Raw genomic sequence first — 21,311 nt, 5'->3', positions numbered from 1 at the left:
GCCGCTTGCAGGAGTGTGGCAAAAATCGGGCAATAAAAAAGGGCGCGATAGCGCCCCTTGCAGCATTCAGGGTGAATTAATTGCCCAGACCCTGACCGGCATGTTTGGATTCAATCAGTTCGATTTTGTAACCGTCCGGATCTTCAACAAACGCAATAATGGTCGAGCCGCCTTTCACCGGGCCGGCTTCGCGGGTGACTTTGCCACCTGCATTGCGGATGTCGTCACACGTTTGTGCCACGTTATCCACGCCGAGCGCGATATGACCGTAAGCGGTGCCGATATCGTAGCTGTCGACGCCCCAGTTGTAGGTCAGTTCGATCACCGCGCCTTCGCTTTCTTCGGTATAGCCGACAAAGGCCAGGGAATATTTATATTCGGTGTTCTCGCTGGTGCGCAGCAGGCGCATGCCTAACACATCGGTATAGAAACTGATAGCGCGTTGCAGATCGCCAACACGAAGCATGGTATGGAGTAAACGCATAGGTTCCTCTTTATTTGCAGGATGAGAATTATCGGGACAAGCCTAACCGATAGCTGCCGTTTTGTCTGTATTACGCCAACCGGTTGTTGAATGACTGACCAAAAAAAGCAGCAGCCGGAGGGTACTCAGCTGCTGCAAACAAGGGTGCATTAATTTTTATTGATTACAGTGTCGGATAGTCTGTGTAGCCCTGAGCACCGCCGCCGTAGAAGGTTTCCGGTTTCGGTTCGTTAAGCGGCGCATGGGATTTCAGACGTTCAACCAGATCCGGGTTGGCGATATAACTGCGGCCAAAGGCCACGGCATCGATGTAACCTTTTTCGATCAGCTCTTCGCCTTTTTCGGCGGTGTAAGCGCCTGCGCCGACAATCACGCCCTGATAATGCGCACGGATCACCGCACGGAATTCTGCGGTATAAGGTTTGCCACCTGCCCAGTCTGGTTCTGAAATGTGCAGATAGGCCAGTTTGCGTTTGTTCAGTTCGTCGAGCAGATAAATCGCCGCCTGTTCCTGGTCTTCGCCGTTGTCCAGCCCGTTGAATGGCCCCATCGGAGAAATACGGATCCCCACACGGTTTGCGCCGATGGCGTCAATGGCGGCATCCACCACTTCCAGCGTCAGGCGGGTACGGTTTTCAATGCTGCCGCCGTACTGATCTTCGCGCAGGTTAGAGGCCGGAGACATAAACTGGTGCAGCAGGTAACCGTGCGCGGCATGCAGTTCGATGTAATCGAAACCGGCTTCGGCGGAGCAGGCTGCCGCGTGACGGAAATCATTCACGATGCCCGGAATTTCGCTCAGTTCCAGCGCGCGTGGCGTCGGACAATCGACACGAATGGCGTGGCCCTGTTCGTCGCGCAGGCTGGTACGGGTATTCGGATTCACAGCTGAGGGTGCAACCGGCGTCTGGTTGTCCGGCTGTACGCTGTTGTGCGAAATACGACCGGTGTGCCACAGCTGAACGGCAATGCGACCGTCTTTCTGGTGCACACCGGCGACGATTTTTTTCCATGCTGCGACTTGCTCAGGCGTATGCAGGCCAGGCGCACCGGCGTAACCTTTCGCCTGGAAGGACACCTGTGTGGCTTCGGTAATGATCAGCCCGGAACTGTGGCGCTGGGCATAGTATTCCCCCATCAGCGGCGTAGGGATATCACCTGGTTCGATGCTGCGCAGACGGGTCAGCGGCGCCATAAAAACGCGGTTAGGCAGGGTGTTTTTGCCAACAACGATTGGCGTGAAAAGCTTACTCATTTCAGTCACTCCGAAGTTAATGGATTGATGCGCATACGGTTAATAAAAAGGTTTCCGGTGATGCGATCAGGTCGTTATGCCCCCTTTTTACCGTATCAACAGCCCCGGTGACTACGCGCACAGTGCCTTTTCACAAATCACCTTGCGGGATAGCCGGAAAACGTCTTGAATGAAAGTTCACCGTTATTGGCGGAGGGCGTGTGGCCCAGCAACTTGAGTTTTTTGAAATCCCCAGTCCGTGCCGTGGCATTTGTCAGGCTGACGAGCGCGGTTATTGCCGTGGTTGCCTGCGCAGCCGTGAGGAACGTTTCGGCTGGATGAAAATGACCGACGCGGAAAAACGCCATGTGCTGCGCTTATGCCAGCAGCGTTTACTGCGCCAGCAGCGGGCCGGAAAACAACCGGATGAGCCTCTGCCGGAGCAACCGGAACTGTTTTGAGTGCGTACCTCTCACTTCTTTGTATTTCCCCCGCCGGCATCAATACAGCGTTCATCCGGTTGTGTATTCTGTCGGATGAATTTACGAAAAATATAAAGGAATCAAAATGGAAGCTCGTACCACGATTTCTCCGCAAGGCCCGAATTTCTCTAAACTGATTTGCGGTTACTGGCGCCTGATGGAATGGAATATGACGCCGCAACAGGTGCTGGCGTTTATGGAACAGCACATTGAGCTGGGTATCACCACGGCTGACCATGCCGATATCTATGGCGATTATCAGTGCGAGGCGGCGTTTGGTGAGGCATTACGTCTTAAACCGGCGTTGCGCGAGAAAATGCAACTGGTCAGCAAATGTGGCATCGCAACCAAAGCGGATCCGGACAATAAAATCGGGCATTACATTACTGATAAAGACTATATCGTGGCGCGTGCCGAGAAATCTCTGAGTAATCTGCAGACGGATTATCTGGATCTCCTGCTGATCCACCGTCCTGATCCGCTGATGGATGCCGATGAAGTGGCAGAGGCGTTCACGCAGTTACACAAAAGCGGCAAAGTGAAGCATTTCGGCGTGTCCAACTTCACGCCAGCGCAGTTCAGCCTGTTACAGTCGCGCCTGCCTTTTTCGCTGGTGACCAATCAGGTGGAGATATCGCCAATCCATCAGCCCGCCATTCTGGACGGCACGCTGGATCTTTGCCAGCAACTGCGTATCAGGCCGATGGCCTGGTCTTGTCTGGGAGGCGGTCGACTGTTCAGCGAGGCGGAGTTCCAGCCACTGCGCGATGAACTTCAGGCCGTTGCGCAGGAAATTGGCGCAGACACCATCGAGCAGGTGGTCTACGCCTGGGTGATGCGTCTGCCATCGCAGCCGTTGCCGATTATCGGTTCCGGCAAAATTGAGCGCGTGCAATCCGCCTGGCAGTCATTGTCCCTGAATATGACCCGCCAGCAATGGTTCCGCATCCGTAAAGCGGCGATCGGTTACGACGTTCCGTAATGTCTTACGCGGGTTTCGTGGTGCTGACCACCGGACCCGCCGGGCCATCGTTTGTTGAGATGGCCTGCTGCAACTGAGAAAGCGAGCAGTATAAACGCCAGATCACGCCGGCCAGTTCACGTGCCGCCGGTTCAGGATGATGAGCCAGTGAATTGCTCATCCGCAACAGTTCGATCAGCGTGGCGTCCAGATTTTCATGGCTGACGCCGCGCTCTGTCATCACGCCTTTCAGGCAATGAATACAGACGTCACGCACCGCAGAAAGCGGATCAGAGCGGGTTTCCCATTCACGTAATTGCCAGACGATGTGGCTGCAATTGAGCAGCACCACACCCCAGCGCAACAACCAGGTACGCGAGATCTGATCCTTACTCTGATTGAGCTGATTCATCCGGTGATAAATCAGCGACTCAAACTGGAAATGGCTCAGCGACGGTTTGCGGCTTAGCTGATCCATAAAATCACGGCGCAGGGCGCGGATAATGCGGCGGCTTTTACGTTTATCAGAACTTGGCCTTAATACCTGAAAGGCAATCCCTGCCAGCATCACACCGGCAATTTTTGCCACGCCGTCATTCATAAAAGCCTGATAGTCATAGTCCGGGGGATTGGTAACGGCCAGAAATGACCCCATAAAAACAATTAGTTGGCCCCATAAACCGGCATAACGTTTGTATTGCAGTTTCATCATCTGCATGGTGACTAACATCGGCAGGAAGAAGGCACAGAAAACCCAGAAGCTGTCGAGCTGGATCATCAATCCGAATTTGAGCAGGAAGCAACCGGCAAACAATAAGCCCAGCGATTTGATCAGCAGGGTGACACTGCTGATCGGTGAGGTGGTTGAAGAATACAGCACGCAGCTGACGGCGGTGAGTGCCACCGCACCGGCGCCGGAATCCCATTGCGTGGTCATCCAGAACGCGCAGCCGATCACGATGCATAGGAAAGTCCGCAGGCCGTTATAGGCGGCTTCCACCGTGTCGGTATGTTGCGCCAGATGGCTGATTTTCGGCGGCTGGATGTTCTCAGCTTCCGCCGCATTGGCATTTTCTACCCGGCGTAACCAGCGTTCACTGCGCAGGTACAGCCAGCAGAAATCGCGTAAACGCAGCCAGAATGCCTGATGGCGGAAATCCGAGGTGTCTTGCGGCCGGATGTGTTGCAGAATTTTCGACAGCTTATATTTATCGGTATCGGGCCTGCGCAGTTCGTCGAGCAGTACCGCCAGCACCTCCGGTAAATTCTCCGGCGGGTGTGGCCAGTTGAGCAGCATACGACGCAGGCTGGAAATATAACTGGTCATGCGTAATTGCTGATGCAGCAGATAATTCAGCACGTTGTTCTGACGCCGCAGCCGGTAGTGGCTCCAGAACGCCTGAATGCGCAGCAGGTTCATGGTCAAAATCTGGCCGATCAGCCCTTCGTGCGAGGTTCTGATTTGATCGGAAATTTCAGTGCGCCACAGCAGTTGGGCGTGTTCCAGCAACTGCGTGTGCATCTTGCGCAGCGAGGTGAGCAGGGCGTCGCCGTCGGAGGTGCTGGGCAGCACCATCATCATAAAACCGCCGCATAAAATACCGGTGATGACTTCACCGACGCGGGCCTGCGCAATATCAAATATCTGCGTCGGATCGGTCACATCGACCGTCGAGAACGCGATGATCGCCGCGGTGTAACCCGCCAGCGCAAAGGCGTAGGAGACGTTATTCTGATAATGGTTCGAGATATAGGTGCAAAGGCCCAGCCACGCGGCAATGGCAAAGGTGAACAGCCACGGCTCATTGAGGCAATGTCCGGCGATAAACACCGCGCCCATTGCGCCCAGCAGGCTGCCGATGATACGTCCGATGCTCTTGCTGATCACGCCGCCGACCGTCGGGAAACTCACGACGGCGGCTGACGTCAGTGCCCAGTAAGGCTCATCCATCTGGAATTCAAACGCGATATACAACGCCAGAATCATCGCGATGGAATTGCGCAGGGCATAACGCCATTGCCCGCCGGTGGCTTTTCCCCACGGGGTATTTTTCCATTCGAGCCAGGAAAGGTTCACCGGGCAGCCTTAATGGCGAATCGAAATGGTGCAGGTGGTACCGGCCACCAGAACCACATGTTCCGGCACATTTTCCAGTTTGATACGCACCGGCACGCGTTGCGCCAGCCTGACCCACGGGACATTCGGTTTCACGTTCATCAGTAAATCTTCCGGCGTGTCGAGACTCTGGTCATAAATGGCGCGGCCAATACTTTCTACCCGACCCTGCAAAGGAATATTGCCATTAAATAACGTGACCTCTGCCTGACTGCCTTCACGAATATTCTTAAGTTTGGTTTCTTCGAAATAGCCGAGCACGTAAAACGAATGAATATCTACCAGCCCGACCAGCGGTGTGCCGGTTGTGGCATAGTTACCCCGGCGGGTTTGTAAATTGGTGATATAACCATCAGCAGGGGCCACAATATTGGTTTTACTCAGATTCCATTTAGCTTGTTCTAATGACGCCTGCGCAGCCTGATAGGCCGCCTGCATCGATTTGGCATTGATATTCGATTCATCCAGAGATTCAGCGGAAATAACGTTGGTGCCCAGTCCTCTGCGGCGCTGCGCCTCATGATTGGCCTTCGCTAAATCAGCCGCCGCTTTTGCCACTGCCGCATCGGCATTATCAACGGCAATTTTAAACGGCACCGGATCGAGGCTAAACAGGGCGTCACCGCGTTTAACAAACTGATTATCATGGATATGGATATCAATAATTCGCCCGGACACTTCCGGCGTGATATCGACAATCTCGGCCCGTACTTTCCCGTCGCGGGTCCAGGGAGACTGCATATAATAATTCCACATCCACCAACCTGCGCATATTGCGACCGCGAAAACCAGCACCGTGGAGAAATATTTGAGTGTCTTAAATTTCATTTTCAGAGGTTCACCATAAGCATCAGGGCGGCACAAATAGAGATCACAAAAAGAGATAAATCCATCAGGGTGGGATGCCAGACTTCACCGGAATAAATCCAGTCACGCAGCACCCGGTGTATCAGCAGCCAGAATACTAACCCCAGTAAAAATGCTTTGAACATCGGGGGGAAATAAAGTGAGGCACCCAGGACCAGATCCGGTAGCGGGAAGCCTGAGTGAAACATTTGCGCATTCACAATATTAATCTCTGCCGGTGATTGTGTTATAAACAAGTTTACCTTTGGAAGCAGAGACGCCGCTTCCGGATGCAATAGTACCTACCATTATATATAGAATTGTAATTTCTCGATTAAAGTTCCTAAAACTAAGCTAAACTCTGGGGAGTTATCTTAGCATGCTAATTATAAGGAGGGGATAATTGGAATCGAATCTGGGGTCAGATCTAGCACGATTAGTTCGTGCCTGGCGTGCGTTGATTGACGATCGGTTAAAACCGTTGGAACTCACGCAAACACATTGGGTAACTTTACATAATATCAATATGTTACCACCGGAACAGTCGCAAATTCAGCTGGCGAAAGCCATCGGGATTGAGCAACCGTCTCTGGTTCGTACCCTGGATCAGCTGGAAGAAAAGAAGCTGATCACCCGTCAGACATGTGCGAGCGATCGCCGTGCTAAGCGCATCAAGCTGACAGAAGAAGCCGCGCCAATCATCAATGAGATGGAGTCAGTGATTGATTCCACGCGCAAAGAGATTTTGTCCGGCATGTCTTCTGCTGAAATTGAACAACTGGGCGGGATGTTGTCCCGGCTGGAAAAAAATATTGCTTCCCTGCAAAGCAAATCATAAGAATCACCTCTTTTTAGTCCGTCACACAGCGTTGCTTTTGATCTGCCGGTTAAGTTCGACCCATAAAAAAACCGAAGCCATTGGCTTCGGTTTTTTGCTTCAGGGCCAGGGAAATCAGGCACCCGGAGAAACGGTAATGGTGCTGCCGCTGCTCGCCATGCTGACACGCTGGCCGACGCTGAATTTGGTCGGGCCGGCTTTCTGAACCACCTGAATGGTTGTGCCGTCATCACGACGGATTTGCAGCTCTACACCGTTAGAACGGTTAAGTGTGCTTTGTACGCCCTGACCTGCAACGCCCCCCGCCACAGCACCGGCAGCCGTCGCCAGACTACGACCCGAACCGCCACCGACGGTGTTACCCAGGAAGCCACCTAAGACGGCACCACCCAGTGCACCGACGATATTGGCATCGTCACCGCCCTGGATTTGTACGGCACGGGTAGAGACGATAGTACCGTAGGTAACCTGCTGAATTTGTTTCGCCTGAGAGGCGGAGTACACATCGCCAGACAGAGAGTTATCGCTGACGCAGCCAGCAAGGGAAACGCCGGCCAATGCGACGACGAGTAAACGCTTAATCATAAATAGCTCCTTTTTAATGCTGCTGAACTGCTTTCAGAAGAGCGCCAACAACAGAGAAAAACGGTACAGGGTTCAACATCAGTGTCGAAGGTGTCATATAACATATCTGCTTCACTTACTCCAAGTATACAGCAGCCGTGCTCAACTAATAATAAACGCAGGTTTAGGTTTTAGACAGCCTTGTGCCAAATCAAAAATACCGACAGGAAATGATGTTATTGGTTATTAAACCCTCACAGGTATTTTGAAGAATAAAAAAACGTAACAAGAAAAACACGAAGTCATCACAAGGTGTAATAAAAATTCAGTAACTCATGGCGTTGTCATTCAAATACCGATTACTCTGGAGCTATTACTTTTGTCGGACACTTTTCTCGGGAGTTTAGGATGTTATCTATGAAGTCAGGTCGCTATATCGGGGTCATGTCCGGCACCAGCCTCGACGGTGTTGACGTCGTGCTGGCCGCGATTGATGAACGTATGGTCGCGCAACAGGCCAGCTATTCGCATCCCATTCCCCCTGCGCTGAAAAATGCCATCCTCAGTATGTGTCAGGGGCAACAGGTGACTCTCGAACAGGTCGGCACGCTGGATACCCAGCTGGGAATATTATTCGGTGAAGCGATCCTCGGGTTGCTGAAAAGCGCCAATATTGCCCCTGAAGAGGTGACGGCGATTGGCTGTCACGGACAGACCGTCTGGCATCAGCCAAAAGGCGAAGTGACGTTCTCGATGCAACTGGGGGATAACAACCGTATCGCCGCCATGACCGGTATCACTACCGTCGGCGATTTCCGCCGTCGCGACATGGCCTGGGGCGGGCAGGGCGCACCGCTGGTTCCGGCTTTCCATCAGGCGCTGTTGTCGGATCCGGCAGAGCGGCGGATGATCCTCAATATCGGTGGTATCGCGAATCTGTCGATGCTGCTGCCGGGCCAGCCGGTGCGCGGCTATGACACCGGGCCGGGCAATATGCTGATGGATGCGTGGATCTGGCGTCATCAGGCCAAACCTTATGACAAAAACGCTGAATGGGCCATGCAGGGACGGGTGAATTTGCGTCTGTTGCAACAGATGCTGTCAGATCCTTACTTTGCTGAGCCCGCACCAAAAAGCACCGGACGGGAATATTTCAACGCCGCCTGGCTGGAAAAACAACTGTCACGCGTCCCGGAAATTCCTGCGGCGGATGTACAGGCCACCCTCGCCGAACTGACAGCGGTCAGCATCGCCGAGCAGGTTCAGCTGGCGGGTGGTTGTGATCGCCTGATGGTCTGCGGCGGTGGTGCGCGCAATCCGCTGCTGATGGCGCGGATGTCCGCCATGCTGCCCGGCACGGAAGTCTGTACTACCGATGCCTGTGGCATCAGTGGTGATGACATGGAAGCGCTGGCCTTCGCCTGGCTGGCGTTCAGGACGTTATCCGGCCAGTCGGGTAATCTTCCGTCGGTGACCGGCGCAAGCCGTGAAACGCTGCTGGGGGCGATATATCCGGTAGTTTCCACCCGCGCCTGATGCGTTCTCGGTTTTATCTCAATGTGCTGCGCCTGCGGGCGTGGTACATACAAGAGATAAACGAAGACCATCAGGGAGTACGGAATGAAAAAGGCGATTATCGCTTCTTTAGCAGGGTTAACGCTGGCCGGGTGTAGCCAGTTTGGACATCAGACGGAAAGCCCGACAACCGAATTGCATTACCAGTGCGGCACATTGCCGCTCACCGTTACGCTGAACAAACCGGCGCAACAGGTGGATATGGTCCTCGATGGCGAGCAGCTGAAACTGAAACAAGTTGAAGCGGCGTCCGGCACCCGTTACAGCGATGGCCGTTATACCTTCTGGTCGAAAGGCAATCAGGCGTTTGTGCAGCGCGGTGAGAACGTCATCATTGATGACTGCGTGCAACAATAGAATTTATCCCCTCCGCTTTACCTTTCTTACGCCCCGCGTCAGGAACATTGAGATCCTGACGCGGCGGGTGCACAATGCGTTTACCTTTCTTTGATACGCAACTGAATCCATATGTCTGATAACAAAGAGTTTGATATCGCGGACTCGCGCCGTGAATACACCCGTGGCGGGCTACGTCGTGCAGATTTAACCCCGGAGCCGCTGCCTTTGTTTGAACACTGGCTCAAACAGGCCTGTGATGCCCGTCTGGCAGACCCGACGGCGATGGTGGTGGCGACGGTGGATGAGCGCGGACAACCTTTCCAGCGTATCGTGTTGCTCAAGCACTATGATGAAAAGGGACTGGTGTTCTACACCAATCTGGGCAGCCGTAAGGCGCAGCAACTGGCAAACAATTCCCGCATCAGCCTGTTGTTCCCGTGGCATATGCTGGACCGGCAGGTGATCGTGCTCGGCCAGGCAGAACGCCTGTCGACGCTGGAAGTGATGAAATACTTCACCAGCCGCCCGAAAGACAGCCAGATCGGCGCGTGGGTTTCACAGCAATCCAGCCGGATTTCGGCGCGTGGCGTACTGGAAAGCAAATTCCTCGAACTGAAACAAAAATTCAGCAATGGCGAAGTGCCGTTGCCAAGTTTCTGGGGTGGATTCCGCGTCAAAGTGGATTCGATGGAATTCTGGCAGGGGGGCGAACATCGCCTGCACGATCGTTTCATCTATCAGCGTGACGAAGCAGAAACCGAAACTGGCTGGAAAATAGACCGCCTCGCACCTTAACCACGAAAAAAGACGCGATTTCCTAGCGCTCTGACGACGGGCGCTTTATTCTATGTCGTTCCCCGTAAAGGTGAGAGAAAAGGCACATGCGCGGCATGATGTCAGACATGAATCTGCACACATTCAGTACATATTTCTGAGTACAAACAAACGGAGTCTTTGATGGCGAGCAGCAACCTGATTAAACAATTGCAAGAGCGGGGCCTCATTGCCCAGGTGACGGATGAAGAAGCGTTAGCAGAGCGACTGGCGCAAGGGCCAATTGCACTCTATTGCGGTTTCGATCCTACCGCAGACAGCTTGCATTTGGGACATCTGGTGCCTTTGCTTTGCCTGAAACGCTTCCAGCTCAACGGGCACAAGCCTGTGGCGCTGGTGGGCGGCGCGACCGGTCTTATCGGCGATCCGAGCTTTAAAGCCACCGAGCGTAAGCTGAACACCAATGAAACCGTGAACGAATGGGTAGAAAAAATCCGCCAGCAGGTTTCGCCGTTCCTGGATTTCAGCTGTGGTGAAAACAGCGCCATCACCGCCAATAACTATGACTGGTTTGGCGGCATGAACGTGCTGACCTTCCTGCGTGATATCGGTAAACACTTCTCTGTTAACCAGATGATCAACAAAGAAGCGGTGAAACAGCGTCTGAACCGCGACGACAGCGGCATCTCCTTCACGGAGTTCTCTTACAATCTGTTGCAGGGTTACGATTTTGCTTCCCTGTACGATCTGCACAAAGTTGAGCTGCAAATCGGCGGTTCCGATCAGTGGGGTAACATCACCTCCGGTATCGACCTGACCCGTCGTCTGCACCAGAAACAAGTGTTCGGCCTGACCGTTCCGCTGATCACTAAATCTGACGGCACGAAATTCGGTAAAACCGAAGGTGGCGCAGTGTGGCTGGATCCGAAGAAAACCAGCCCGTACAAATTCTACCAGTTCTGGATCAACACCGCGGATGCCGATGTTTACCGCTTCCTGAAGTTCTTCACCTTCATGAGCATTGAAGACATCAATGCGCTGGAAGAAGAAGACAAAACCAGCGGCAAAGCGCCTCGCGCGCAGTACGTTCTGGCGGAAGAAGTGACCGGTATGGTCCACGGCGCGGAAGGTCTGGCAGCGGCAAAACGTATTACGCAGAGCCTGTTCTCCGGTTCCCTGAGCGAAATGACCGAAGTCGATTTTGGTCAGCTGGCGCAGGACGGCCTGGAACTGTTTGAAGTACCGAATGACACCGACCTGCAACAGGCGCTGGTGATTGCCGGTATGGCACCGTCTAAAGGTCAGGCGCGCACGATGATCTCGTCCAACGCGGTGTCAGTGAACGGCGAGAAACAGACCGATACCGAATACAGCTTCACCGACAGCGATCGTCTGTTTGGTCGTTACACCTTGCTGCGTCGCGGTAAAAAGAACTACACCTTATTGCTCTGGGCATAAATTTTCGTCCGGCCGGGCGGGAGGCTGAAAAGTCTCCCGTTCTTGTTCCCTGATCACAGCTATTCCGCCATCTCCCCCGATGACGTTGCAATCGGAAATCCTCATGAAAAGCATTCTTTCTATCCAGTCACATACCGTTTTTGGGCACGCGGGTAACAGCGCGGCAGAATTCCCTATGCGTCGTATGGGCGCAAACGTTTGGCCGCTGAATACCGTTCAGTTTTCCAATCATACCCAGTACGGACACTGGACCGGCTGCGTGATGCCCGCCGCACATCTGACAGAAATCGCGCAGGGAATTGCGGAAATTGACCGTCTGAAGGATTGCGACGCGGTACTGAGCGGTTATATCGGTTCGCCGGAGCAAGGGCAGAGCATTCTGGAGATTGTCCGTCTGGTGAAAGCCGCCAATCCCGATGCCTGGTATTTTTGTGATCCGGTCATGGGGCATCCTGAAAAAGGCTGTATCGTGGCACCGGGCGTGGCCGAATTCCATTGCAATCAGGCGCTGGTGAATTGCGACATCATCGCGCCAAACCTGCTGGAGCTGGAGCTGCTCAGCGGCCATGCCGTTGCCAGCGTAGAAGAGGCGGTCAGTACCGCCCGCGAACTGATCAGCAAAGGCCCGAAAGTTGTGCTGGTGAAACATTTAAGCCGTGCCGGTTATCACAGCGACCGTTTCGAGATGCTGCTGGTCACCGCTGATGAAGCCTGGCATATCGACCGTCCGCTGGTGGATTTTGGCGTACGTCAGCCGGTGGGTGTTGGCGATCTGACCAGCGGATTATTGCTGGTAAATCTGCTGAAAGGCGAGGCGCTGGATAAAGCGCTGGAACATGTCACGGCGGCGGTTTATGAAGTGATGCTGACCACGCACGCGATGGGTGAATACGAGCTGCAAATTGTGGCGGCGCAGGACAAAATGGTCAAACCTGAGCACCATTTCCCGGCGGTAAAACTGTAAGATTTGCCTCCATAAAAAACGCCCCGGGCTATGAAAGACGGGGCGTTTTTGTGGATGCTTTACAGGCTCAGGAAATTACTTCAGGCCTTCAGCCGTCAGCGCCGCATCAACGGCCGGACGCGCTGCAACACGCTCCAGATAAGCATTCAGTTCGGTCAGCGCAGTCAGGTCAAACTTCAGCGCCTTCGCCCAGCCCATCACCGTGAACAGATAGGCATCCGCAACGCTGAAACGGGCACCCAGCAGGAAGTGATTGCCTTTCAGGGACTCATTCACGTAAGCAAATTTCTTGCTCAGTGCTTCACGGGTCAGCGTTTTAAACTCTTCCGGTGCTTTTGGATTGAACAACGGCGAGAAACCCTTGTGCAGTTCAGTCGCGATATAGTTCAGCCATTCCAGCGCGTGATAACGGGCTGGCGTTCCCTGTTCCGGCATCAGCTGGCGGTCAGGTTTCTGGTCAGCCAGATACTGCACGATAGCCACGCCTTCGGTGAGAATACTGCCATCATTGAGCAGCAGCGTTGGGATCTGACCTTTCGGGTTAACGGCGAGGAAGTCATCACCGGTTTCGGTTTTCTTGGTCGCCAGATCGACTTTCTCGATGCTGAAGTCCAGACCCGCTTCACGCAGGACGATATGGGGAGAAAGGGAACAGGCACCGGATTTATAATACAGTTTCATAAACACTCCATTGGATGAGCAACCCGGCAGAACCCGCGAAACATTCCGGTTCCGCGGGGCAGCGACAGGCTTATATAAAATCTGCTTCTATCCTAGAACTGGCGGGCACAAATGTCAGCGTTTTAATTGTGACAGTGCGTCCGGGTGCGCAGATTCACCAGTACGGGCTCCCTCAGCGGGTATGCTGATTCAGAAAATCCCGCACCGCCACTTCCACATTTTCCGGCGCTGGCAGCATGGGTGAGCGCAACTCATTATTCATCAGGCCATCCAGCGATAAGGCGTATTTAATGGCCGCCGGGTTCGGGGCCGAAAACATCAGGCGGATCATCGGCAGCAGCCCGAAGAAGGTTTTACGCGCGGCAACGATATCCTGCTCCCTGAACTGGCGGATCAGCTGAACAAATTCTTCCGGGAAAATATGCGACGACGCGGCAATCGCGCCCGCACCGCCGAGACTCAGGGTGGAAAATATCTGCACGTCCTCACCACACAACACATCCAGTTCCCCGTCACCAATCAGCGAAAGCGTCAGGTCGATACTGCCGCCACAATCTTTCACGGCGGTAATGCGCGGATGTTTAGCCAGCTGGCGGAAGGTCTCAATTTCCATATGCACGCCGGTACGGTATGGGATGTTGTACAACACCACCGGCACCGTGGCGCGGTCGGCAATTTCATTAAACCAGGCCACCAGCGCAGGCTGAGAAGGGCGGAGGTAATAAGGCGCGGGGATCAGCAGACCGGCAACCGGGCGGCGTTGGATCGCCTCCTGCATGTCGCGGATAACCGGCATGTGCGTGCCGGACAGTCCCATGATCACCTGATGACCCGGCACGATTTCCAGTACCGCATCCAGCACCTGCAACTGTTCTTCTTTGGTGAGCATCGGCGCTTCACCGGTGGTCCCGCAAACGACAACGCCATCAACGCCCCGTTTGAGCAGCCGGGTGCACAATGATTTCAATGCGCTAAAGTCGATCTCACCCTGACGGAAAGGCGTGACCAGCGGGACCCAGATACCTGAAAACGATGACATGATGTAATTCCTTAAACGGCGTGATTTATCAGCCTCGGATCATGTCAGTAAAACAGGGACGAGCGCCAATTGAATGAATTAATAAGGTGTTTTGAGTTATCTATGGTGCTAATGAATGCAGGGGTCAGGTACCGGCCAGCATATTCATTTCATTGCTGAGTAAGGTACTTAACACTTCAACCGGCACCGGGCGTGAAAAAAGATAACCCTGAAGATGGGAACAACCTGCTGATACTAAAAAGGATTTTTGCAGCTGATTTTCAACGCCTTCGGCAATCACATTGAGATGCATTTTATTGCCCAACTGCGAGACGGCAGAAACGATGGCGGCAGTATCGTTCACTTCTGTGACGTACTGCACAAACGAACGGTCGATTTTTACACTGTCCACCGAGATATCTTTCAGCAAACTGAGGCTGGAGTAACCGGTGCCGAAATCATCGAGGGAAATTTTCACCCCGGCTTTACGTAACGTCGCCAGATGGCTGAGGCTGACCGGGTTGGCATTCATAACCGATGTTTCGGTGAGTTCAAGTTCCAGCCGCGATGGCGGGAAATCCTCTTCCGCCAGAACTGCCAGAATGCGGGGGCCGAAATCAGGTTCGCCCAGTTGCACCGCAGAGACGTTGATCGCCAGATTCAACTGGCCGAAGGTTTTGATATCCCGGCATGCCTGACGCAGAACAATTTCCCCAAGCTGGATCACCAGCCCGGTTTCTTCAGCCAGCGCAATAAACTGAACCGGCGAGACCTGTCCCAGCACACCGTGATTCCAGCGCGCCAGTGCTTCGACGCATACCACTTTTTCGTCGCGGCTGCGTAAAATCGGCTGATACACGCAGGAAAGATCGCCTTCTTTAGCCAGCGATTCGGCCAGCGCCTTCACCATAATGCGTTTGCTGACGCTGCTGGCATCGAGCAATTCCGAGTAAAACGAAAACATATTTTTGCCGCGCTGCTTGGCTTCCAGCAACGCCGTATTGCCGCGTCGCATGATTTCGCCTGCTGTAATGTTCTCTGCACCAAACATCACGATACCGAAGGAAATGGTGATCATCGGGTTGGCGCGCGTCAGGGTAAACGGCTGGCGCATCATCACCAAAATTTCCAGCGCCAGATTATTGGCCATTTCACTGCTCGGGCTGTTGCGCAAGATAATGGAGAATTCATCGCCGCCGATGCGTGACACCGTGCCGCTGTTGCCGACTTCATTACGCAGACGCTGACCGAATTCACACAGGATCGCATCGCCCGCCTGATAACCGTAGGTGTCATTGATGTAGTTAAAATCGTTCAAATTCAGCAGGAAGAGGGCGTACGGCTCGGGGCGATACATGCGCTGTGCCGCAATCTGGCTCAGCTCTTCGTTCAGTGCGGTGCGGTTTGGCAGGCCGGTTAACACATCGTGGCGGGCAAGGTAACGGATTTGCGCTTCTGAACTGCGTAACAACGAAATATCCATAATGGAGGTCAGAATAAAATGCCGGGTCTCCAGAGTGACGCGGGATTTTCGCACCAGCACATTGCGGCGTTTACCTGACGGATCCACCAGTGTTTCTTCATTAACGGTTTTTTCACCGGTTTCCAGTACTTCGATATCGCGCTGACGCTGCCGTGCCGCTTGTTCAGTATCCGTAAAAAAAGACACATCCTGACCAATCAACTCTTCCCGCGGACGACCATAAAATTCACTGGCTTTCTGATTAAGAAACACCAGTTTCCGCTGGTCATCTTTAAGAACCGTCGCTTCGGGAAGAGCATCAAGAACTGCCTGGCATATCGCAATATCTGTAAGCATGAGTTAACTACCCCGAGCAGAAAATGAGTGTGATGTGGCAGAGCGTGTAAGCCAGTGAACTCATCAGATTGTTTTTTGCAATTATTACTCACAATTGGATGAGAATATTACCGTTGTTTTTAAATTTTAAAATTCAATCGGTTATCACGCCCTAAGTAAGGTATTCGATATATTATTCGGGTGAATAACGATCAACTCAGTTCAATACGGTTTTTACCGGCGGATTTTGCCCGATACAAAGCATGATCTGCCTGGATTAATAAGTGCGAAATCGAATCTTGTTCCGGTTCACTGAATGCCATGCCGACACTGACCGTCATCGGGATATTATGCAGGGAATTCTGCGCCAGCTGAAAACGAATAGTTTCCGCCATTTTTATCGCCTGATCTTTGGGTTGCGTGGTCAGACAGGCAAATTCCTCACCGCCGATACGGGCAAAAATATCTTTTTTTCCCAGCGTGGAATTGACCACGTTGCAAAAGAAAACCAGCGCCGAATCGCCACCGGCATGGCCGTACTGATCATTGAGTCTTTTGAAATTATCCAGATCAAACAAGATAAGTTGTAGCGGGAATACGTTATTTTTACGCTTTCTGATCAGTTCATTACCGTATTCCAGAAATGCGCGGCGATTGCCCACGCCGGTCAGCGGGTCACGCAGGGACGCTTGCTTATAACCGAGTTGCCCGCGCTCATACACCATGGCGAGAATGATGAAAGACAGACAGATAGCGTACAAAATAGCTTCAAAAATCAGTATAGCGAAGAATCCGCTGCTATGACCGCCCGCTGTCTCCGCATAAGGAATGCCATCATCGAAGTATGGCCGGACAAGATAGAAACAGGCATGGAATAAACTCAGCGGCAGCGCCGGCCAGAACGTCACATGAAGCTGTTTGCGTGCATGCCAAAGCTCAACCGTGGTCAGCAGCGTATATCCGGCAATTAACAGTGAGCCGAGAAAAATCCGCTGGGAAAGCGCGTGATAAAAAACAGGGTACAGGCAAAACAGCGCCCAGATAAGCGGCCCGGCAAACACCACGGGCAGCAGGATCCGCCGTCCGGTAAAGGTGCGCAAAGCGGCCCACAATATGCCGTAGCAAAACAGGATGGTGATATTGCTCAACAGCACCGGAATAATGTCATGGGCGCCTGAACGGAAGCTGCTGAGTAAGGTTCCGGCGGTAGAAAAGGCCAGCATCAGGGCGGTAAGCCCGAGCGTCGGATCCCTGCGGCCACCGATCCATGCAAACAGCATGACCCCGGTAAGCAGGATGAGAATATAAAGCTCAAAAATAAATAACGTGTAAACGTCGAGATGCATAAATTGTATGAGTTGTTATTTGCGGGTATGCCGGATGTTATTCTGACTGATAAGAGGCACCGGACAGAAACACTTTCAGTAAATTTAGGAATTTCTTTATAAACGAAGGAGGCTGACGCGGGATAATACGGCAATAAAGCACTCAGTGATGCTTTTTGGTGCCGAATTTTTCATCCCATTCGCGGCGATAACCACGGGATTGTTTGCGGCCTTTGAGCCACAGAAAGGTGCAAACGATACAGACGCCTGCCGAGAAAACGATATTTCGCATATCCTGATCATAAAAAATAACCAGCACACAATCGAGCGCCGCAATGATGGCAAACCATTTATGCATATGCGACTGCCTGCGGGTTTCCGCATTGATTCTTTTCAGCTGACGTCCTTCATCCAGGACCTTTCTTTTTTCCATCGCATGCTCCTGGTGATTTTCTGAGTCATTAATTTGACTTAGGTTTAATTAAGGATAGCAAACCGAAAAGTGCGGTTAACGCCGGTAATATTAACTGATCCGCAAATTATTATCGCGAATTACCTGCGGGCACAATCCGCCGGTTAACGCGGTTTACTGCCTGATTTCACAGTCTTTTAGACAGCCTTTGTGCATATCCAAAATAAGGGTCTGCGGTGAAAAAGTATTACCAATTGCTGCTGAGGATTGATTTCACAGGCTGACGTGGATTATCGTTTCGGAATTATCTTAATTTTCGGTGACAAAATGAGCGACTCCTCTTCACGTAAGATCGTTGACGGCGCCAACATTTATCAGGATTTCGAAACCCGTTTTTACGAATGGGAAGACGGAATGTCCAGTGCCGGTTTTAAACTGGAATTGCCTGACCGTCACAGGGAAGAATTTGACTGGGGCGTGACGGGCTACAACTTTGGCCGCGTCATTGGTGGCGTGCTGACCGTCAGTGAGCATGATATTAACCGCCAGTACGGCAACCTGTTTTCCATGCCGGATCACATTGTGATTTTCATCATCATCATCGGCGGCATGGAGTGCCAGTGTTATGGCGAGCGATTTATGCTTAATCAGGGAGACATCATGATTCAGGATATGTCTCAGCCGATTAAGATCCATGTATATCCGGGGGATCAGAAACCGCGCCTCGGTTCTTACCAGTACATCATTATGCCCAAGCACAGCCTGCATTTTAATGTCGACATTGCGGCACTGCACGGCAAACGCATCCCGGCCACTTCTCCGGTCAATATCATCCTGCGCAATCACTTTGCCACCATGGTGCAGGTGTTTGATCAGATGACCGAGCAGGAAGTCCTGAGCACCGGCGAAGGGGCGGCTGCCGTGTTCCTGCAAACGCTGCATCTGGTGGCGGGCAAAAAAGTGGAACACCCGTTTGAGCAGAGCGCGCGTCTTGAACGCATCTGCCTGTATATCGAAAAGCATCTGGGCAGTCCGATCAGTATCGATATTCTGTGCAAAGATTTTGGCATTTCCCGCTCCGGGCTATACCGCCTGTTTGAGCCGCTGGGGGGCATCGCGCAGTTTATCCGCAGCCGCCGTCTGTTGCTGGCGAAGCGACTGCTGCGTACGTCTTCCATGTCAGATCAGAGTCTGGCCGCCATCGCCCGCCAGTGCGGGCTGGAGCTGAGTTCGCTGCGCCGTTACTTCCATGAGTTCTACGGGACAACGCCGTCAGAGATGCGGGAGAAATTCCGCCGTGATGCCGAGCTTTCCGGGCAGGCGGATGCCACGCATGTGAATTGGGTGAGTTCGCTTTAATCGTTTGATTTAGCCTTATTTGTTCACCAGCTGTTAAAAAAATACGCATTTCGTGATCTGTCACTATTCTGATTTTTGCCTCTCAGGGGCGGATTCAGCGCCGTCTTTTCGGACAAACACAGTAGACTTGGTGGAATATTCACCAGTAATCATTGAGAGTGCATTATGTTAGTCCCTCAACCGGCAGTAGATGAACAGGCTCGTCTTGCCATACTGGCTTCTCTGGGCATACTGGATTCCCCCAGAATTGAGGAAATCGACCGGATCACCCGGATGGCCGCCCGCCAGTTTCAGGTCAGGGCGGTGGTTGTTTCGCTGATTGATACTGACCGGCAGTGGTTTTTGTCTCATACCGGGGTTGATATCAACCAGTCTCCCCGCGATACCTCGTTTTGTGGTCACACCATTCTGGAATCCGGCCCCCTGATTGTGCGGGATGCCCGCCTCGATTTGCGTTTTCATGACAACCCGCTGGTAACCGGTGCCCCGCACATTGTGTTTTATGCGGGCTGTGCGCTGCACTCGAAAGAGGGGATCGCACTGGGCGCCATGTGTCTGATTGATGACCGGGTACGGGAATGGAGCGACGAAGACCAGCAGACGTTGACGGACATGACCGCGCTGGTGCAAAGCTACATTTTTCATCTGGAAAACCGTCAGTACACGGCGCGGGTGGAAGATAATCTGGCAAAAAGTGAAGCCCTGTTTGAACAGACATTTGCGCATGCCGCCGTCGGGTTTTCGCTTGTCGGCCTCGACTGGCGCTGGCTGCGGATCAATCCGCAGGTGTGCAATATGCTCGGGTACGCTGAATATCAGCTGCGCGCCTGCCTGCTGCATGACGTCACGCATCCCGAAGACATTTATGCCGAGAACATTCTGGTTCCCCGTTTGCTTTCCGGTGAGATCAACAGCTTCAGCGTCGAGAAACTTTTGCAACGGGCTGACGGCAGCACGCTTTGGGTGACACTGACCGCCTCGCTGGTGCGCAATCCCGCCGGTGAAGCCCATCACTACATCGTGGTCATCAACGATATTACCGAACGTAAACACATCGAACAGGCGCTGTATACGCTGCAGGAAGACCTGGAGCGGCGGGTGGCGGCGCGCACCAACGAGTTACAGGTGGCGATGGATCAGTTACATCAGGAAATCGCCCAGCGGCTGACGCGTGAGCGCGAACTGACGGAAAGTAAAAACCGTCTCAGGGCAATCACCGACAACATTCCCGCGCTGATTTGCCATGTAGATGCCAGCGAGCAATACACCTTTGTGAACCATTTCCATGCCAACTGGTACGGAGTTGAGGAGACACAGGTCAGCGGGAAGACGGTCAGGGAAGTGGTCGGGGATGACAGTTATCAAAAAATTCAGCCCTACATCCGTCAGGCTTTACAGGGCATTGCTGTCAGTTACGAAATTGAGTTGCCGCATCATTCCCGTCACGGCAAAGGCGGCGTACTGCATACCACGCTGATCCCCTGCGACGATATCCGCCAGGGCTACTACGGCCTGTCGACAGATATCAGTGAGATTAAAGAATTACAGGCGCAGCTGGAATTCGAAGCCAATCACGATCCACTGACCGGCTTACCTAACCGGCGCGCGTTTCAGCAGTCTCTGATGTATGCAGCCAGACAACAAGAAAAAGCAGATAAAGACATCGCATTGCTCTTTTTGGATATTGATAATTTTAAAGCTTATAACGACACCTACGGGCACGAATTTGGTGATTTAATCCTGAAGTTCTTCGGTCATACCCTGCGCAGTCATCTGCGTTCTCAGGACGTGGTGGCGCGTCTGGCCGGGGATGAATTTACCGTTTTGCTTGGGCATCTGGTGAATACCGAAAGTGATGTCAGCCGCATTTGCATCAGCCTGATGAGCGCATTACACGCCATCGAGCGGGTGGCCGGGGTTCCGGTGGCCTTATCCGCCAGCATCGGTGTGGCAGTCGGCCGCGCCCGTCAGCCGCTGTTACCCGATACGCTGATGGCACGCGCCGATGCCGCGATGTACCGGGCGAAGCAGAGCGGGAAAGGGCGGTATTATTTGGGGTGAAAAACAGGGGAACGGCGGAGGG

At 53.0% G+C, this 21,311-nt stretch carries 21 protein-coding genes; 10 read left to right on the top strand and 11 right to left on the bottom strand.

Features of this window, described 5'->3' with window-relative positions:
* Nucleotides 1-76: 76 nt before the first annotated feature.
* Both gloA and nemA read right to left on the bottom strand, forming a co-directional pair.
* Nucleotides 77-484, bottom strand: coding sequence for a lactoylglutathione lyase (gene gloA, locus J9880_RS20770; RefSeq protein WP_013576081.1), 408 nt, complete (start codon nt 482-484; stop codon nt 77-79).
* A 163-nt stretch (nt 485-647) separates the two neighbouring features.
* A complete protein-coding gene (nemA, locus tag J9880_RS20765; protein WP_232769876.1) occupies nt 648-1,739 on the bottom strand; it encodes an alkene reductase in 1,092 nt (363 codons plus the stop codon).
* A gap of 200 nt (nt 1,740-1,939) precedes the next feature.
* On the opposite strand from nemA, the gene J9880_RS20760 reads away from it, so the two are divergent.
* Together J9880_RS20760 and J9880_RS20755 are read left to right on the top strand one after the other, a co-directional pair.
* Nucleotides 1,940-2,179 carry a DUF1289 domain-containing protein gene (locus J9880_RS20760; RefSeq protein ID WP_095921475.1) on the top strand — a complete coding sequence of 80 codons (240 nt, stop codon included), beginning with the start codon at nt 1,940-1,942 and terminating at the stop codon, nt 2,177-2,179.
* 106 nt (nt 2,180-2,285) lie between these two features.
* A complete protein-coding gene (locus tag J9880_RS20755; protein ID WP_095921476.1) occupies nt 2,286-3,182 on the top strand; it encodes an aldo/keto reductase in 897 nt (298 codons plus the stop codon).
* 4 nt (nt 3,183-3,186) lie between these two features.
* On the opposite strand, the gene J9880_RS20750 is transcribed toward J9880_RS20755, so the two are convergent.
* From J9880_RS20750 to J9880_RS20740, 3 genes are read right to left on the bottom strand one after another with little or no spacing between them, the layout of a single operon-like run.
* The gene (locus J9880_RS20750; protein WP_232769875.1) at nt 3,187-5,238 is read right to left on the bottom strand and encodes an FUSC family protein; all 2,052 of its coding nucleotides are present in this window, start codon (nt 5,236-5,238) and stop codon (nt 3,187-3,189) included.
* 9 nt (nt 5,239-5,247) lie between these two features.
* Nucleotides 5,248-6,105: an efflux RND transporter periplasmic adaptor subunit gene (locus J9880_RS20745; protein WP_232769874.1), complete on the bottom strand. Its 858-nt coding sequence runs from the start codon at nt 6,103-6,105 to the stop codon at nt 5,248-5,250.
* 2 nt (nt 6,106-6,107) lie between these two features.
* Nucleotides 6,108-6,332, bottom strand: a complete 225-nt coding sequence (locus J9880_RS20740; RefSeq protein WP_095925101.1) for a DUF1656 domain-containing protein — start codon at nt 6,330-6,332, stop codon at nt 6,108-6,110.
* Nucleotides 6,333-6,526: 194 nt separating this feature from the next.
* Here J9880_RS20740 and slyA point away from each other — a divergent pair, with 194 nt between their 5' ends.
* Nucleotides 6,527-6,961 (top strand): transcriptional regulator SlyA, encoded by a 435-nt coding sequence (gene slyA, locus J9880_RS20735; protein ID WP_095921479.1) that lies wholly within the window; start codon nt 6,527-6,529, stop codon nt 6,959-6,961.
* A 114-nt stretch (nt 6,962-7,075) separates the two neighbouring features.
* Here the strand turns inward: slyA and J9880_RS20730 are convergent, their stop codons facing one another.
* A complete protein-coding gene (locus J9880_RS20730; protein ID WP_095921480.1) occupies nt 7,076-7,546 on the bottom strand; it encodes an outer membrane lipoprotein in 471 nt (156 codons plus the stop codon).
* Between the two features lie 396 nt (nt 7,547-7,942).
* Here J9880_RS20730 and anmK point away from each other — a divergent pair, with 396 nt between their 5' ends.
* The 5 genes from anmK (at nt 7,943) to pdxY (ending at nt 12,635) form a co-directional block, all read left to right on the top strand.
* Nucleotides 7,943-9,061, top strand: a complete 1,119-nt coding sequence (gene anmK, locus J9880_RS20725; protein ID WP_195816916.1) for an anhydro-N-acetylmuramic acid kinase — start codon at nt 7,943-7,945, stop codon at nt 9,059-9,061.
* A gap of 84 nt (nt 9,062-9,145) precedes the next feature.
* The gene (locus J9880_RS20720) at nt 9,146-9,457 is read left to right on the top strand and encodes an MliC family protein (RefSeq protein ID WP_095921482.1); all 312 of its coding nucleotides are present in this window, start codon (nt 9,146-9,148) and stop codon (nt 9,455-9,457) included.
* A gap of 111 nt (nt 9,458-9,568) precedes the next feature.
* Nucleotides 9,569-10,234, top strand: coding sequence for a pyridoxamine 5'-phosphate oxidase (gene pdxH, locus J9880_RS20715; RefSeq protein WP_095921483.1), 666 nt, complete (start codon nt 9,569-9,571; stop codon nt 10,232-10,234).
* A gap of 162 nt (nt 10,235-10,396) precedes the next feature.
* Nucleotides 10,397-11,671: a tyrosine--tRNA ligase gene (tyrS, locus tag J9880_RS20710; RefSeq protein ID WP_131693455.1), complete on the top strand. Its 1,275-nt coding sequence runs from the start codon at nt 10,397-10,399 to the stop codon at nt 11,669-11,671.
* A 103-nt stretch (nt 11,672-11,774) separates the two neighbouring features.
* Nucleotides 11,775-12,635: a pyridoxal kinase PdxY gene (pdxY, locus tag J9880_RS20705; protein ID WP_095921485.1), complete on the top strand. Its 861-nt coding sequence runs from the start codon at nt 11,775-11,777 to the stop codon at nt 12,633-12,635.
* A 75-nt stretch (nt 12,636-12,710) separates the two neighbouring features.
* On the opposite strand, the gene gstA is transcribed toward pdxY, so the two are convergent.
* The 5 genes from gstA to J9880_RS20680 form a co-directional block, all read right to left on the bottom strand.
* On the bottom strand, nt 12,711-13,316 hold the full coding sequence (gene gstA, locus J9880_RS20700; protein WP_119826241.1) for a glutathione transferase GstA: 606 nt from the start codon (nt 13,314-13,316) through the stop codon (nt 12,711-12,713).
* A gap of 172 nt (nt 13,317-13,488) precedes the next feature.
* Nucleotides 13,489-14,355: a 4-hydroxy-tetrahydrodipicolinate synthase gene (gene dapA, locus J9880_RS20695; protein WP_131693454.1), complete on the bottom strand. Its 867-nt coding sequence runs from the start codon at nt 14,353-14,355 to the stop codon at nt 13,489-13,491.
* 124 nt (nt 14,356-14,479) lie between these two features.
* On the bottom strand, nt 14,480-16,153 hold the full coding sequence (locus J9880_RS20690; RefSeq protein WP_095921488.1) for a putative bifunctional diguanylate cyclase/phosphodiesterase: 1,674 nt from the start codon (nt 16,151-16,153) through the stop codon (nt 14,480-14,482).
* A 191-nt stretch (nt 16,154-16,344) separates the two neighbouring features.
* A complete protein-coding gene (locus tag J9880_RS20685; RefSeq protein WP_162928662.1) occupies nt 16,345-17,412 on the bottom strand; it encodes a GGDEF domain-containing protein in 1,068 nt (355 codons plus the stop codon).
* A 208-nt stretch (nt 17,413-17,620) separates the two neighbouring features.
* The gene (locus J9880_RS20680; protein WP_095921490.1) at nt 17,621-17,890 is read right to left on the bottom strand and encodes a hypothetical protein; all 270 of its coding nucleotides are present in this window, start codon (nt 17,888-17,890) and stop codon (nt 17,621-17,623) included.
* A gap of 306 nt (nt 17,891-18,196) precedes the next feature.
* Here J9880_RS20680 and J9880_RS20675 point away from each other — a divergent pair, with 306 nt between their 5' ends.
* Together J9880_RS20675 and J9880_RS20670 are read left to right on the top strand one after the other, a co-directional pair.
* On the top strand, nt 18,197-19,228 hold the full coding sequence (locus J9880_RS20675; protein WP_232769873.1) for an AraC family transcriptional regulator: 1,032 nt from the start codon (nt 18,197-18,199) through the stop codon (nt 19,226-19,228).
* A gap of 165 nt (nt 19,229-19,393) precedes the next feature.
* The gene (locus J9880_RS20670; protein ID WP_131693453.1) at nt 19,394-21,289 is read left to right on the top strand and encodes a diguanylate cyclase domain-containing protein; all 1,896 of its coding nucleotides are present in this window, start codon (nt 19,394-19,396) and stop codon (nt 21,287-21,289) included.
* Nucleotides 21,290-21,311: the final 22 nt, after the last annotated feature.

It is taken from the genome of Rahnella victoriana, from assembly GCF_021276285.1.
Taxonomy (GTDB): Bacteria; Pseudomonadota; Gammaproteobacteria; order Enterobacterales; family Enterobacteriaceae; genus Rahnella; species Rahnella victoriana.
Note: the sequence above shows the minus strand (reverse complement) of the source record. Positions and strands in the feature narration are given on the sequence as shown.